This window comes from Variovorax paradoxus (assembly GCA_016806145.1).
In the GTDB taxonomy this organism is placed as follows: Bacteria; Pseudomonadota; Gammaproteobacteria; order Burkholderiales; family Burkholderiaceae_C; genus Variovorax.
The window spans coordinates 5,466,215-5,481,107 of record CP063166.1; the positions used below are offsets into that span (position 1 = coordinate 5,466,215).

The window sequence follows — 14,893 nt, forward strand, 5'->3', positions numbered from 1 at the left end:
TCCGGCGGCGGAGTGTGGTCGGGGCAGCCCCGCGCCGTCAAATTCGATCGGCGCATGGGCCGATTCAAGAACTAAATGGCGACGGCCCCTCGCGCTATTCGCCCAGCGTGCCGCTGTGCAGCGCGGCCTGGGCGAGCCACTCGGGCGTCTGCAGGAAGGCCAGCGCGGCCTCGAGGGCGCGCGAGGCCCGCACGCCGTCCTGGGTCATGAAGCCGATGGGGGTGAGGATCTCGGGCGCCACCAGCGGCAGGGCCTCGAGCTCGCGGTAGCTGCGCACGGCGGCCACCATGGCGCCGGGCAGCACGCTGCTGACCGTGCCGGCGATGACGGCCAGCACGAGCGCGAGCACGGAGTTGGTCTCGATGGCCGGTGCCACGACGGTGCCGACGGCTTCGCGCAGCGCCTGGTCGACGATGGCGCGGTTGTGCATGTCGGGCGTGAGCAGGCAAAGCGGCAGCGTCGCGGCCTCGGACCAGGCCAGGGGCTTGCCGATGCGCAGTTGGTCGTCGGAGGGCACGGCGGCCCGGCGCAAAAGAAAGTAGTGCTCGATGCTCTGCGGCCAGGCGGTGAGCTTGATGCCGGGCATGTGCATGCGCTCGGTGTAGCCGAGCGCAAGATCGACCGAGAGGCTCTCGAGGCCGGTCTCGAGCTCCTGCGAACTCATGGAGATGACGCCGGGCACGATCCCCGGATGGCGCTGATGCAGCATGGCCGCGAAGCGCGAGAGCATGGGTATCGCCGTGGGCACGGCCGCCATGCGCAGGCTGCCACGCGGTTCTCCGGCCTCGCTGCGCAATTCCTGCAGCAGCACTTCGTTGTCGCGCAGCATGCGTTGCGCGGTGGCGAGCACGCGTTCGCCCTCGTGCGTGAGGCCGACGTAGACGCGGGCGCGCTTGACGATGACGACGCCGAATTCGGATTCGAGCGCGCGCAGGGCGTTGGACAGCGCGGGCTGGGTGATGTGGCAGGCGGCGGCGGCTCGGCCGAAATGCTTGTGTTCGCTGAGGGCTACGAGGTAGCGCATGGAGGCGAGTAGGTTCATCTCGCTGTCCTTGCTGGGTGGGGGAATCGGGTGCAGCGTCCGGGGCGCGTGCACAGGACAGCGGGTACTTCCCTCCGCGAATGTCCCCCGCCTTCGGCTCCTCCTTTATTTCGCTGCGGGAAGCACCCACTGCCCTGTGCACGTAGGCGCAGTCGTTGTGCCGGCCGGTTCAACCGACCTGCCCCAGGCTCACGTCGATGGGGTACTCCCCGCAGCGAAATCAAGGAGGAGGCCGCAGGCCGGGGGACATTCGCGGAGGGGAGTACCCCGTCGGCGTGAGCCCGCTCCCAGCCGCACCCCCGGCAGCAAGAAGCGCGACGAACCACCCCCCCGAAATCCATCCTAGGTACTCTTGCTCACCGTGATCGTCGGAAACTTCGCCGAGAAATCCTTGGCCTTCTCGGCAATGCCCACCGCCACCTGCAGCGCCACGGCACGGTAGAGCCCGGCGATCTCGCCCTCGGGATCGGCCACCACCGTGGGCTTGCCGCTGTCGGCCTGCAGCCGGATGTCGATCGACAAGGGCAGCGCGCCCAGGTAGGCCATGCCGTCCTGCTCGGCCAGCTTCTTGCCGCCATCGGTACCGAAGATGTGTTCGACGTGGCCGCAGTTCGAGCACACGTGCACCGCCATGTTCTCGACCAGGCCGAGGATCGGCACGCCGACCTTCTCGAACATCTTGATGCCCTTCTTGGCGTCGAGCAGCGCGATGTCCTGCGGCGTGGTCACGATCACCGCGCCGGTCATCGGCACGCGCTGGCTCAGCGTGAGCTGGATGTCGCCGGTGCCCGGGGGCATGTCGACGATCAGGTAGTCGAGGTCCTTCCAGTTGGTCTGGCGCAGCAGCTGCTCGAGTGCCTGCGTGGCCATCGGGCCGCGCCAGATCATGGCCTGGTCGGCGTCGACCAGGAAGCCGATCGACATCACCTGCACGCCGTGGTTCTCCAGCGGCTCCATGGTCTTGTTGTCGACGCTCTCGGGGCGGCCCTCGATGCCCATCATCATCGGCTGGCTCGGGCCGTAGATGTCGGCGTCGAGCAGGCCCACGCGCGCGCCCTCGGCCGCCAGCGCCAGCGCCAGGTTGGCCGCGGTGGTGCTCTTGCCCACGCCGCCCTTGCCCGAGGCCACGGCCACGATGTTCTTCACGTTGGGCATCAGCTGCACGCCGCGCTGCACCGCGTGGCTGATGACCTTGGTCGTGATGTTGACCGACACGTTGTCCACGCCCGGCACCGTCTTGGCCGCGGCCACCAGCGCCTTGCGCAGCGCCGCGTGCTGGCTCTTCGCGGGATAGCCGAGCTCGATGTCGAAGGACACGTCGCCCTCCGATATTTGCAGGTTCTTGAGCGCGCGGGTGGACACGAAGTCCTTGCCGGTGTTGGGGTCTGAGACGCTCTGGAGGGCGTTCGAGATCGCCTCGGGGGTGATGGCCATTGATCTAACTCCTGGAAGGCGGGTAGTCTAGTGCGCCCCGTCGGGGCCGACTCCCAACGCTTCGAATAACCGAAAAATGCCAGAGACAAGCCCCGCGACGACCGGCCTGCTGCTCACCGGCGGTGGCGCCCGCGCCGCCTACCAGGTGGGGGTGCTGCAGGCCATCGCCGAGATCCGGCGCGCGGCCGGCGCCGCCGGTGGCGGCAACCCCTTCCCGGTCATCACCGGCACTTCGGCCGGCGCCATCAACGCGGCCGTGCTGGCCTGCGGCGCCGACGACTTCGATGCCGTGGTGGCCCACATCGCGCAGTTCTGGGGCGAGTTTCGCGCCGGCCAGGTCTACCGCGCCGACTCGCTGTCGGTCATCGGCAGCGGCGCGCGCTGGCGCATGCTGCTGGGCCTGGGGCGCTTCGCGGCCAACTGGATGCGCGTGAAGCCGCGCTCGCTGCTCGACAACACGCCGCTGTCGGAGATGCTCGAGCGCATGGTGCCGCTGGACCGCCTGCCGAAGCTGATGCAGCAGGGCCACCTGCGGGCGCTGGCGGTCACGGCCTCGAGCTACAGCTCGGGCGAGCACGTGACCTTCTTCGAATCGGGCACGCCGATGGCGCCCTGGGTGCGCTCGCAGCGGCTGTCGGTGGGCTGCCGCATCTCGCACGCCCACCTGCTGGCCTCGGCCGCGATCCCCTTCGTCTTTCCGGCCACGGCGCTGCCGATGGAGGGCCACACCGAGTACTTCGGCGACGGCTCGATGCGCCAGTCGGCACCGATCGCCGCGGCCATCCACCTGGGCGCGCAGCGCATCGTGGTCATCGGCGCGGGCCGCATGCACGAGCCGCGCGAGGCGCCCGCGCCCAACACCCACAGCGGCTATCCGACCATGGCGCAGATCGCGGGCCATGCGCTGTCGAGCATCTTCCTCGACGCGCTCGCGGTCGACATCGAGCGCCTGCGCCGCATCAACCACACGCTGGGCCTGATCCCCGAGGAGGCGCGCGCCGCGAGCGCGCTGCGCCCGATCGACCTGCTGGTGATCTCGCCCTCGGAACGCCTCGACGTGATCGCCGCGCGCCACGTCGACGCCCTGCCCGGCGCCGTGCGCCACCTGCTCGGCGGCTCGCAGGTCGCGGCCGACGTCAAGGGCGGCGCGCTCGCGAGCTACCTGCTGTTCGAGTCGGGCTACACGCGCGAGCTGATGGCGCTCGGGCATGCCGATGCGATGCGGCAGCGCGAGGAGGTGCTGCGCTTCTTCGGTTGGGAGGAGACGAGGCAGCCCGAATCGATGGCCGCCTGAGCGCCGACCGCTCAGCCCTCCTCGGAAATCCCGAGCTCCGAGCACACCCGCCCGAGCAGCGCCTTGAGCTGCGCCACCTCGGTCTCGAGCCGCGCCACGTTGGCCTTGAGCGCCGCCACCTCGCCCAGCGAGACATCGTGCGCGGCGCGCGGCGCCTCGTAGCCGCCCGCGGGCGCGGGCTCCTCGGCCGGCGTGCCGCTCAGCAGGTGCGCCCAGCGGCTCTCGCGCGCGCCGGGCAGCCGTGCGAGCTTCACCACCAGTGCGCCGGCCGAACGCTCGGACAGCTCGTCGAGGAAGCCCTCGACCGAGGAGATGTCGGCGAAGTTGTGCATGCGGTCGCAGGCGATGCGCAGTTCGCCCGCGGTCTGCGGGCCGCGCAGCATCAGCACCGTGAGCAGGATCACCGACTGCGAGGGAATGCGCAGCACGCGGTCGATGTTGTGCTCGTAGCGCCAGGCGCGGCCGCCGCTGGTCTCGGCCACCAGGCTGTAGCCCTTGAGGCTGTCGATCGCGGCCTGCACCTGCGACTCGCTGAGCTCGAGCACCGGGTTGCGGCTGGTCTTCTGGTTGCAGCCCGACACCAGCGCGTTGAGCGTCAGCGGATAGCTGTCGGGCACGGTGCGCTGCTTTTCGGCCAGCACGCCGAGGACGCGGGTTTCGACTAGGGACAGGACGGGCAGCGCAGTGGTCATGGCTCGGCAGGAAAACGAAGGGGGACGGGATTCAGGGCGAAACGACCGCGAGTATGGGCCCGAGCTCGCGCACGAAGTCGCTGCGCCCGAGCGCGGTCGAATGCAGGGCCGAGACGGTGCCGTCGAGATAGAGCGCGTCGCGGCAGTGCAGCACGTCGCGGAAGTAGAGCGCGAACTCGTGGAAGTTCACGGGCGTCTCGCTGAGCACGAAGATCGCCGTGTGGCCCGACACGCCGACGCCGTTGCGGATCTTGCGCGAGGGCGAGTCGACGATGAACGAGCGATGCACCGCGCCATGGCGCAGCAGCAGCGGACCCGACTGGGTGGCGATCGACAGCCCGCGCAGCCGCGGCGCGAGCGCCGGGTACTCCGACGACTCGATCACGCGCGGGCCCTCGTCCGAGACCAGGAACACGCCGTTCGGCTGGAGGAAGAAATTGCCGGTGCCGGCCTCGAGGTTGAGCGGCGATTCCTCGCGGCCCTCGCGCACCAGCAGGCCCACGGGCGCGAAGTCGGCGTGGTACATGCCGGCATTCACCGCGAAGTCGAGCCGGCGCCCGCGCTCGGCCAGCCAGGCCTGCAGCCGGTCGAAGCGCTTGAAGGCGATGCCGCTGTCGTCGTTGAGGAACAGCGAGAGCCGGTCCTTGCGCAGGTCGATGCGCACCACCGTGTAGCGCGCCGGCTCGGCGCGCGCCGACGCGGCCAGGCCCAGCACGAGCCCCGCCACCAGCATCGACAGCCACAGCAGGCGCCTGGGCATCGGGATCGTCGCCGGTGCGGCGTGCCTCAGGCGTTCCGGATGCGCGCCACCAGTGCCTTGGTGAAGGCCTCGGTGCCGGCGCTGCCGCCCAGGTCGCCGGTGCGCACCTGGTCGATGTTGAGCGTGTCGTCGATGGCCTGGCGCAGGCGCGTGGCGAGTTCGGGCAGCTTGCAGTGATCGAGCATCAGCGCGGCCGCGAGCATCAGCGCGATCGGGTTCGCGATGCCCTTGCCCGCGATGTCGGGCGCCGAGCCGTGCACCGCCTCGAAGATCGCGGCATTGGTGCCGATGTTGGCGCCGGGCGCCATGCCCAGGCCGCCGACCAGGCCCGCCACCAGGTCCGACAGGATGTCGCCGAACAGGTTGGTGGTGACCAGCATGTCGAACTGCCAGGGGTTGAGCACCAGCTTCATCGCGCAGGCGTCGATGATGACCGTGTCGAGCTCGAACTGGCCCTTGTACTTCTTCTCGTAGAGGTCGAGGCCGGTCTCGAGGAAGATGCCCGTGAGCGCCTTCATGATGTTGGCCTTGTGCACGATCGTGACCTTCTTGCGGCCGGTGGCCACGGCGGTCTGGAACGCGTACTCGAGGATGCGGCGGCTGCCCTGGCGCGTGTTGATGCCGGTGGCCATGGCCACGGCATGCGGGTCGCCGTCGATCGGCACGTAGTGCTCGTGGCCGATGTACAGGCCCTCGAGGTTCTCGCGCACCACCATCAGGTCGATCTTGTCGAAGCGCCCGCCCGGGATGATGGTGCGCGCCGGGCGCAGGTTGGCGTAGAGCTCGAACTCCTCGCGCAGCCGCACGTTCGACGAGCGGTAGCCGCCGCCCGAGGGCGTCTCGAGCGGGCCCTTGAGCGCGAGCCGGGTGCGGCGGATGCTGTCGAGCGTGGCCGCGGGCAGCGGATCGCCCGAGGCCTTGACGCCGCCCAGGCCGGCGATCTGGCGGTCCCATTCGAAGGGCGCCTTCAGCGCGTCGAGCGCGGCCAGCGTGGCGTCGACGATCTCGGGGCCGATGCCGTCGCCGGGGATCAGGGTTGCGGGAATGGGGGTGGTCATGAGGGGCGCCCTTGGTCGAGGAATGGGGAGTCGCGGCCGCCGGGGCGCGCGGAGGCCGAAGAATAACGCCGGGCCCATGGCATCGCCTTGACGAGGCCCGGCGCCGCGAGGGTCATTCCCGGGCCGGTCACCGGGACACGGCGGGGTGCGGCATGGGGTCGATGCTCCCATCGAACCCGCCGGAACGCGGCGCCACCTAAAATGCCCGGTTCTCCCGCTGCGTCGCTTCCGACGCTCCCGCAACTCCGAAAGCGCCTCCCCCGATGTCCGCCCCGCGCAAGCTCTTCGTCACCACCGCCCTGCCGTACGCCAACGGCAAGTTCCACATCGGCCACATGATGGAGTACATCCAGGCCGACATCTGGGTGCGGAACCAGCGAATGAACGGTGCCGACGTCAACTTCGTCTGCGCCGACGACGCGCACGGCGCGGCGATCACCATCGCGGCCGACAAGGCCGGCGTCACGCCGCAGGCCTTCGTGGCCGAGATCGCCGCGGGCCGCAAGCAGTACCTCGACGGCTACCACATCGCCTTCGACAACTGGCACTCGACCGACGGCCCCGAGAACCACCAGCTGGCGCAGGACATCTACCGCGACCTGCGCGCCAACGGCCTGATCAGCACCAAGAGCGTCGAACAGTTCTACGACCCCGAGAAGGGCATGTTCCTGGCCGACCGCTTCATCAAGGGCGAGTGCCCGAACTGCCACTCGAAGGACCAGTACGGCGACAACTGCGAGGTCTGCGGCGCGGTCTACGCGCCCACCGAGCTGATCAACCCCTACTCGGCGCTGTCGGGCGCCAAGCCCGAGCTGCGCAGCTCCGAGCACTTCTTCTTCAAGCTGTCCGACCCGCGCTGCGAGGCCTACCTCAAGGAATGGACCGCCGCGCCCGGCCACGTGCAGCCCGAGGTGCAGAACAAGATCCGCGAGTGGCTCTACAAGGACGACGAGGGCAAGGGCGGCCTCGGCGACTGGGACATCAGCCGCGACGCGCCCTACTTCGGCATCGAGATCCCCGATGCGCCGGGCAAGTACTTCTACGTCTGGCTCGACGCGCCCGTGGGCTACCTGGCCTCGCTCAAGAACCTGCTCGACAAGCGCTGCATCGAACTGGGCGGCGACGGCATCTCGTACACCGAGTACATGGCCGACCCCGAGCTCGAGCAGGTGCACTTCATCGGCAAGGACATCATCACCTTCCACACGCTGTTCTGGCCCGCGATGCTGCACTTCAGCGGCCGCAAGGCGCCCGACGCGGTCTACGTGCACGGCCACCTGACGGTGAGCGGCGAGAAGATGAGCAAGAGCCGCGGCACCGGCATCGACCCGCTCAGGTACCTGTCGCTGGGCCTCAATGCCGAGTGGCTGCGCTACTACATCGCGGCCAAGCTCAACGGCCGCAACGAGGACATCGACTTCAACCCCGAGGACTTCGTCGCGCGCGTCAACAGCGACCTGGTGGGCAAGTACATCAACATCGCGAGCCGCGCGGCCGGCTTCATCGGCAAGCGCTTCGGCGGCAAGCTGGGCGCGGTGTCGGCCGATGGCGACGCGCTGCTGTTCGCGCTGCGCGAGGCGGCCGGCGAGGTCCACGCGCTCTACGACGGTCGCGACTATGCACGCGCGCTGCGCGAGGTGATGGCGCTGGCCGACAAGGTCAACGAGTACGTCGACCAGAACAAGCCCTGGGAACTGGCCAAGAAGGAAGGCGCCGAGGCGCGTCTGCACGACGTCTGCACGGTCTGCATCGAGGCCTTCCGCCTGCTCACGCTGTACCTCAAGCCGGTGCTGCCGGCGCTGGCCGCGAACGTCGAGGCCTTCCTCAAGATCGCGCCGCTCGCCTGGACCGATGCCGCGCAGGCGCTGCCCGCGGGCCATGCGATCGGCGAGTACAAGCACCTGATGCAGCGTGCCGACGCCAAGGTGGTCGACCAGCTGTTCGATGCGCCCGAGCCGGTGGCCGCCCCCGCCGCCGCACCCGCGGCGGATGCGCTGCCCGGCGGCGAGGCCATCGCGCCCACCATCGGCATCGACGACTTCGTGAAGATCGACCTGCGCATCGCGAAGATCGTGGCCTGCGAGAAGGTCGAGGGCTCGACCAAGCTGCTGCGCCTCACGCTCGACGCGGGCGAAGGCAAGACCCGCAACGTGTTCAGCGGCATCGCCTCGGCCTATCAGCCCGAGCAGCTCGTGGGCAAGCTCACGGTGCTGGTCGCGAACCTCGCGCCGCGCAAGATGAAGTTCGGCGTCAGCGAAGGCATGGTGCTCGCCGCCAGCCACGCCGACGAGAAGGCCCAGCCGGGCATCCACGTGCTCGAGCCCTGGCCCGGCGCCACGCCCGGCATGCGCGTGCGCTGAATCCCGCGTTCTCCCGAAGAGGTACCGCCATGACGACACCGCTGCCGATGTTCTTTCGCGCCACCCTCGCGGCGGCGCTGCTGGCCGCGCTCGGCGGCTGCGCGGTGGTCTCGGTGGCGAGCACCGCGGTCAGCGTGACCGCGGGCGCCGTGGGCCTCGCGGCCGACGCGGCGATCGGCACCGCGCGCATCACCGGCAAGGCGGTGGGCGCTGCGGCCGATGCGGTGATTCCGGACAGCGGCAAATAGGCGCCGCCTTTCATACCGGTCGATCGAAAAGAACCGTTCGGGCTGAGCCTGTCGAAGCCTCGCGCGGCGCTTCGACAAGCTCAGCGTGAACGGATTTTCGTGACCCGCAACTGAATATCAGGCAGGTGCCACTGGCGCGCCCACCAGCCGCGCCATCTGCACCTTGCTCGTCACGCCCAGCTTGGCATAGACCTGCCGCAGGTGATGGCGCACCGTGGCCGGCGAGCTGCCGAGCGTGCGCGCCACCATCTTGTAGCTCTGCCCCTGCGCGAACAGCCGCGCCACCTCGGCCTCGCGGCGGCTCAGCAGCGTGAGGGCGGCCGATGCCGGCACCGGCGCCTCGTGCAATCCCAGCCCCTGCACCAGCACCAGGTGCGGCATCAGCAGCTCGACCAGCGCCTGCGCGCGCGCACCGAGGCCGGCCGCCTCGCGGCTGTAGAGCGACAGGTGCATCCACCACGGCGAACCGGGCGCGGGCACGATCACGCTGAGCGCCTGGCCGATGCCATGGTCGGCCGCGAAGGCGCGCATCGAGGCCACGGGCGGCAGCTCGTGCGCGCCCAGCGCGACGCCATGGCCGGGCTGCGCCATCGCGGCCGGCACCACGGGATCGATGTGCCGCACGCGGCACCAGTCGTTCACGAAATCGGGCGCCAGGCCGCGCGTGTGGCCGCCCTGCGGCCGCAGGGTGCCGGCCTCGAACAGCGAGCGGCCGAACCAGGCACCGTCGAAGGCGATGTGGCGCGCCAGCCAGTCGAGCAGCGCGCCCGCGCCCAGCCGCTCGGGCTCGGCGGCCAGCGGATAGAGGCCGAGCAGCATCGCGCCGAGCTGCTCGGCGGGAACGCCCGACATCGACGGAAAAGCCTGCTGCGCCATGCGGCGCGATCTTAGGCGCGCGCCGCGCGCCTGGGGCGCGGAGATTCCCGCATCGTTCATCTGAACGACTGCCGCGACAGGCAGCGCCCACCTACGCTGCGGACGGCCTTTCACTCCAACGAAGACACAGGACCCCGCCGCCATGCATCTCGCCGACTACAGCCGCCTCGACGCCACCGCGCTCGCCGACGCCATCCGCCGCAAGGAGACCACCGCCGCCGAGGCGCAGCGCTGCGCGCGCGAGGCCGCGGCCGCGCTGAACCCGCGACTCAACGCCATCATCGAGCTGTTCGACGCACCGCTCGCGCACGAGGCGCAGGGCCCGTTCGGCGGCGTGCCCTTCCTCATCAAGGACCTGGTGCTGCAGGCCGAGGGCGTGCGCTGCCAGGCCGGCAGCCGGCTGTTCGGCCCGGGCCTGCCCGCGCCGGCCGACAGCGCGCTGATGGCGCGCTTCCGCCGCGCCGGCTTCGCCACGCTGGGGCGCACGCACACGCCCGAGTTCGGCTTCAACGCCACCACCGAGAGCGCCTTCGGCGGCGCCACGCGCAACCCCTGGAACCCGACGCACAGCACGGGCGGCTCCAGCGGCGGTTCGGCCGCGGCGGTGGCCGCGGGCATCGTGCCGGTCGCGCATGCCAACGACGGCGGTGGCTCGGTCCGCATTCCAGCCGCGGCCTGCGGCCTGGTCGGGCTCAAGCCCAGCCGCGGCCGCGTCAGCGCGGGCCCGGGCTACGGCCTGCCGCTGATGGGGCTGGGCATCGAGGGCGTGGTGTGCCGCACGGTGCGCGATGCCGCCGGCGCGCTCGACGCGATGCACGGCCCCGAGCTCGGCGATCCCTTCCTGATGGCGCCGCCCGCGCAGCCCTATGCGCAGGCCATCGGCGCGCCGCCGCGCCGGCTGCGCATCGCGGTCACGACGCAGTTCCCGGGCACGCAGCCGGCCGCGCGCGCCTGCGTCGAGGCGGTCGAGGCCACGGCGGCGGTGCTCGCCGACCTGGGCCACGTCGTGGAATGGGCCACGCCCGCCTATGCGCACGAGGCCTTCCTCGCGGCCACGCGCACCTTCTGGTCCTCGTTCCTCGCGGCCGGCGTGGCGGGCGTGGCGCAGGCGCTGCAGATCGGTGTCGACCAGGCGCTGGCCCAGGTGCAGGCCTGCACGCGCGCCACCGCCGAGCACGGGCTGCGCCTGAGCGCGCTCGACCTGGAACTGGCGCTGATGCAGATGAACGCGGTGTCGCGCGAGGTCGCGCCCTTCTTCGCGCGGCACGACATCCTGCTCTCGCCCACGATGCGCACCCCGCCGGTGGCGCTGGGCGTGCTCGACCAGGACGACGCCACGCGCGACGCGCAGGGCTTCTTCGACCACCTGTTCGACTACGCCGCCTGCACCCCGCTGGCCAACCTCACGGGCCAGCCCGCGATCTCGCTGCCGCTGGCGATGGCCGGCGACCTGCCGATCGGCGTGCAGTGCATGGCGCCGATGGGCGACGAGGCCACGCTGCTGCAGCTCGCGGCGCAGCTCGAGCAGGCGATGCCCTGGAGCGCGCGGCGGCCGGCGCTGCACGCGGCGGCCTGAGTCCTCACCAGCGCACGTTGACCCCGGCGCTCGCCTGCACCGAGGCGCGCGAGCGCAGGCCGCCGCCGAGCGCGAAGCGGCGGCCCAGTTCGCCATAGACGCTGACCGCGGGCCCGATGCGCCACGAGAAGCCGCCCGCGAGCTCGGCCGCGCTGCCGCTGGCACTGCTCGCGATGTCGGCGGACGCGGCCGGGCCGGCGAAGCGCGCGATGTCGGCGCCCGCGGCCATCCGGTAGAGGTTGATCCGGCCATAGGGCTCGACCACGCCCTCGCCCGCGGCGATGCGGCCCTTCAGCCGCAGGCCGGCGCGCGCCATCCAGCCGTTGGCGCTGTCCTGCGACACCACCGCGGCGGGGATCAGAGCCTCGTCGATGGAGCGGCTCTGGTGGATCAGCTGCAGCTGCGGCTCGAGCGCCCAGCCCGCGCCGAGCTCGAAGGACTGGCCGATCTCGAACGAGGCCACGGTGCTGCGCCCCTTGCCCTCGATCGGCAGCGCGGCGAGCGGATGCGCCGTGTAGTCGTGGCGGCCGAACTGCAGCACCGCGTCGGCATAGAAGCCGCCGGGCTCGGTGAAGGTGGCGTAGCCGCCGAGGTAGCGGCTGCGCAGGTCGGTGCGGCCGATCGCGCCCCACAGGCCGCTCGCGAAGCCCTGCACGTCGGCCTTGCCCTCGAGCTGGCCCACGTAGACGCCGGCGCGCCATGCGCCGCCGGCCCAGAGGTCGGTGCCGGCCTGGAAGCCGCTCAGGTGCATCTCGCTGCGCGGATCGACCGCGCCGCGCTGTGCCAGCGTCGGGTCGGCCACGATGACCCGGCCCCAGGCGCGGCGCACGGGCGGGCCGTCGCCGGCGGCCTGTGGCGCGCCGCTGCGCTGGTGCAGGTTCGACAGCATCGTGAGGTCGCTCTCGCGCAGCTGCGCGGGCAGCGCGGCGAGCATCGGCACCTGCACGCGGTAGGCCGGGCGCTCGACCGGCGCGGGGGCCGGCGGCAGCGTCGGCGGGGGCGGCGGCTCCACGGTGCCGCCGCCGGAGGAAGGTGGCGCGGGGGGCGGGGGAGGAGGCGGCGGCGTCACCCCCACGCTCGAGCGCAGGTACCAGTTCTCGCCGAGCCCCTGCGCATCGGCCGCGTGCAGCCGGTATTCGAAGGCACCCGCGTCCACGCGGCCGCCCACGAGCGCGAAGGCATCGCGCGTGGTCTGCGCGGTGGTGGTGGCGCCGTTGATCGCGCTCACGACCTCGATGCCGTCGCCGGTGGTCAGCGCGCCCAGGCCGCCGAGGTTGACGATCTGCACCTGGGTGCGGCCCGTCACGCTGGCGGCGGCGTTGGCGCGCAGGCCGGTCGCGGTGGCGCTCACGGTGCCGGCCTTCAGGGCGCGGGTCTCCTCGCGGACGCCGCCGTCGATCACCAGCCGGTCGCTGAGGCTGCCGCTGTCGCCGAGCCGGGTGCCCAGGCGCAGGGTGCCGTCCTGACCCACATAGGGCCCGCGCACGGTCAGCCGCGTGCCGGGCTCGGTGCCGACCAGCGACACCGTGCCCGCCACCGTGAGGCCGGCCACGGTCTGGTCGTGGCCCGCGAGGTCGAGCGTGCCGCCACGGCGCACGTCGTGGTGCGAGGCCTCGCTGAAGGTGTTGGCGCGGCCCGCGCGCAGCACGCCCTCGTCGACCGCGGTGACGCCGCCGTGGTCGTTGCGGCCCGCGAGCACCAGCGTGCCGGGGCCGGTCTTGAGGATGCCGCCCGGGCCCTCGATGCCCACGTTGAAGGTGGCGGTGACGCCCGCGTCGACGCGCACCGGCGCCTCGGGCAACTGCGGCACCAGCCGCCCGGGCAGCGAGCCCTCGGCGTGCGAACCCTCCTCGAGCCGGTAGCCGTCGCTGCGGAACTGCATGCCCTTGAAGTCGAACAGGCCGTCGATGGTGACCGCGCCCGCGCGGCCCTGGAAGATCGCCATGTTGCCGTTCCAGGCCTCCGCGTTGCGTCCCGCGATGTCGGTCCATTGCGGCTCGAGGTAGCGCCAGCTGCCGTCGCCGCCCGCGACCACGCCGTCGCCGGCCGTGCCGCCGCCGTCCCAGAACTGGTTGGTGCCGACCGCGCCGCCGCTGACCTCCAGCTCCACGGTCGAGCCGCGCACGTGCACCGCGTGCGTGAAGCCCGTGGGCATGGCGCCGAGCTCGAGGCCGTTGTCGGCGATGCTGCCGTCGACCCGCATCAGGGTCTGCACGCCGTTGCCGTAGCCGACGCGCTCGCTGACGTCGAGGCTGCCGTCGAGCGTGAGGTTGCCCGCGACCGTGACCAGATCGCCGGCCCCCGGCACGCCCGGCGTGCCGAGGTCGTAGTGCAGCCGGCTGCCGGGGTCGAGCGCGAGGTCGCCGAGCACGGCGAAGGTGCCCACGCCGCCGTCGCCGGGCGCCAGCGTGCCGCCCGCGCGCACGGTGGCCGCCTTCACCTGCCCGAGGCCGCCCAGCGTCGCGCCGCCGGCCACCTCGACCGTGCTGCGCGGCAGCGCGCCGTTGACCAGCAGCGTGCCGCCGAGCACGCGCGTGCGGCCGTCGGTGTCGTGCGCGCCGCCGAGCGCCAGGGTGCCGGCGTTCTCCTTGTCGATCGCGATGCTGCCGCCGATGGCACCGTCGTAGGCCACGCGGCCCGGGCCGCGGTCGAACACCACGCGGCCGAAGCCCGAGAGGTTGCCGGTGATGGACCCGGCGTTCGCGCCGTCGCCCACGCGCAGCGTGCTGCCCAGCACGATGTCGCCGCTCTGGGTGTTGTCGCCGGTCAGCGTGACCGGGCTCGAGACCTCGAAGCGGCCCGGGCCGGAGATCGCCGCGCCCAGCACCAGCGGGGCCGTGCCGGCGCGCGAGATTTCCAGCGTCGAGCCCGGCGTGGCGAGCACGATGCGCTGGGCCACCAGCGCGTCGACCGGGGTCTCGCCGATCACCAGCACGTGGCCGTCGGCCGTGCCCGCCTGCCCGATCTGCAGCGTGCCCGCGCTCACGCGCGCGCCCTCGTCGAGCTGCATCATCCCGGTGCCGCTGCGGCCGATCTGCAGCTCGCCGGCGACGTTGAGCGCGCTGCCCGCGCCGCTCAGCGACACCGTGTTCTCGGTGCCGCCGCCGCCCTGCGAGACGAAGCGCGCGGCATTCACGATGCCGCCGCTGCCGATGCGCAGCAGGGTCTGCACGTCGCGGCCGTCGCTGCTGCCGAGGTTGAACAGGCCCGTGTCGAGCCGTCCCGCGCCCTCCACCACCATCAGCGTGCCGTTCGAGGCATCGACCGATGCCGCGCTGGCCGGGCCCGAGACGATGCCGACGACGGTGCCGGGCACGAGGTTCACCGTCACGGCCGTGCCGGTGCCCGGCACGCCAGCGCTCCAGTTGGCGGCGTTGAACCAGTCGGCGCGCGCCATGTCGGCATAGGGCGGCGCGGAGGTCCAGGCGCTCTGCGCGAAGGCGCGCGGCAAGGCGGATGCGCACACCAGGCCGGCGACGGCGGCGGCGATCAGGGTCGGCGTGAAGACGGCACGCGGCCGAAGAACAGGTGTCATGGCGAGGAGGCGCGAAGG

The 14,893-nt window shown here is 71.8% G+C and carries 11 protein-coding genes; 4 read left to right on the forward strand and 7 right to left on the reverse strand.

From position 1 onward, the window contains the following. Window positions 1-94: 94 nt before the first annotated feature. Together INQ48_25510 and apbC are read right to left on the reverse strand one after the other, a co-directional pair. Window positions 95-1,042, reverse strand: coding sequence for a LysR family transcriptional regulator (locus tag INQ48_25510; GenBank protein QRF56657.1), 948 nt, complete (start codon window positions 1,040-1,042; stop codon window positions 95-97). A gap of 342 nt (window positions 1,043-1,384) precedes the next feature. Beyond that, complete coding sequence (apbC, locus tag INQ48_25515) at window positions 1,385-2,476, reverse strand: iron-sulfur cluster carrier protein ApbC (protein QRF56658.1); 1,092 nt, start codon at window positions 2,474-2,476, stop codon at window positions 1,385-1,387. 76 nt (window positions 2,477-2,552) lie between these two features. On the opposite strand from apbC, the gene INQ48_25520 reads away from it, so the two are divergent. Beyond that, window positions 2,553-3,770, forward strand: a complete 1,218-nt coding sequence (locus tag INQ48_25520) for a patatin-like phospholipase family protein (GenBank protein QRF56659.1) — start codon at window positions 2,553-2,555, stop codon at window positions 3,768-3,770. An 11-nt stretch (window positions 3,771-3,781) separates the two neighbouring features. Here INQ48_25520 and INQ48_25525 read toward each other — a convergent pair whose 3' ends face one another. From INQ48_25525 to INQ48_25535, 3 genes are read right to left on the reverse strand one after another with little or no spacing between them, the layout of a single operon-like run. Further along, entirely contained in the window at window positions 3,782-4,462 is a 681-nt protein-coding gene (locus INQ48_25525) for a YceH family protein (GenBank protein ID QRF56660.1), read from the reverse strand. A gap of 31 nt (window positions 4,463-4,493) precedes the next feature. Continuing rightward, the gene (locus INQ48_25530; protein QRF56661.1) at window positions 4,494-5,222 is read right to left on the reverse strand and encodes a phosphodiester glycosidase family protein; all 729 of its coding nucleotides are present in this window, start codon (window positions 5,220-5,222) and stop codon (window positions 4,494-4,496) included. Window positions 5,223-5,248: 26 nt separating this feature from the next. After that, window positions 5,249-6,280, reverse strand: coding sequence for an NAD-dependent isocitrate dehydrogenase (locus INQ48_25535; GenBank protein ID QRF56662.1), 1,032 nt, complete (start codon window positions 6,278-6,280; stop codon window positions 5,249-5,251). A 263-nt stretch (window positions 6,281-6,543) separates the two neighbouring features. Between INQ48_25535 and metG the strand changes: the two genes are divergently transcribed. Further along, window positions 6,544-8,640 carry a methionine--tRNA ligase gene (gene metG, locus INQ48_25540; protein QRF56663.1) on the forward strand — a complete coding sequence of 699 codons (2,097 nt, stop codon included), beginning with the start codon at window positions 6,544-6,546 and terminating at the stop codon, window positions 8,638-8,640. A 47-nt stretch (window positions 8,641-8,687) separates the two neighbouring features. Beyond that, window positions 8,688-8,888, forward strand: coding sequence for a hypothetical protein (locus tag INQ48_25545; protein ID QRF60897.1), 201 nt, complete (start codon window positions 8,688-8,690; stop codon window positions 8,886-8,888). 117 nt (window positions 8,889-9,005) lie between these two features. Here INQ48_25545 and INQ48_25550 read toward each other — a convergent pair whose 3' ends face one another. Beyond that, a complete protein-coding gene (locus tag INQ48_25550; GenBank protein ID QRF56664.1) occupies window positions 9,006-9,908 on the reverse strand; it encodes a helix-turn-helix transcriptional regulator in 903 nt (300 codons plus the stop codon). Here INQ48_25550 and INQ48_25555 point away from each other — a divergent pair. Further along, window positions 9,907-11,340: an amidase gene (locus INQ48_25555; GenBank protein ID QRF56665.1), complete on the forward strand. Its 1,434-nt coding sequence runs from the start codon at window positions 9,907-9,909 to the stop codon at window positions 11,338-11,340. The two genes, INQ48_25550 and INQ48_25555, sit on opposite strands and share 2 nt — an antisense overlap. A 4-nt stretch (window positions 11,341-11,344) precedes the next feature. Here INQ48_25555 and INQ48_25560 read toward each other — a convergent pair whose 3' ends face one another. Further along, window positions 11,345-14,875 carry an autotransporter outer membrane beta-barrel domain-containing protein gene (locus INQ48_25560; protein ID QRF56666.1) on the reverse strand — a complete coding sequence of 1,177 codons (3,531 nt, stop codon included), beginning with the start codon at window positions 14,873-14,875 and terminating at the stop codon, window positions 11,345-11,347. Window positions 14,876-14,893: the final 18 nt, after the last annotated feature.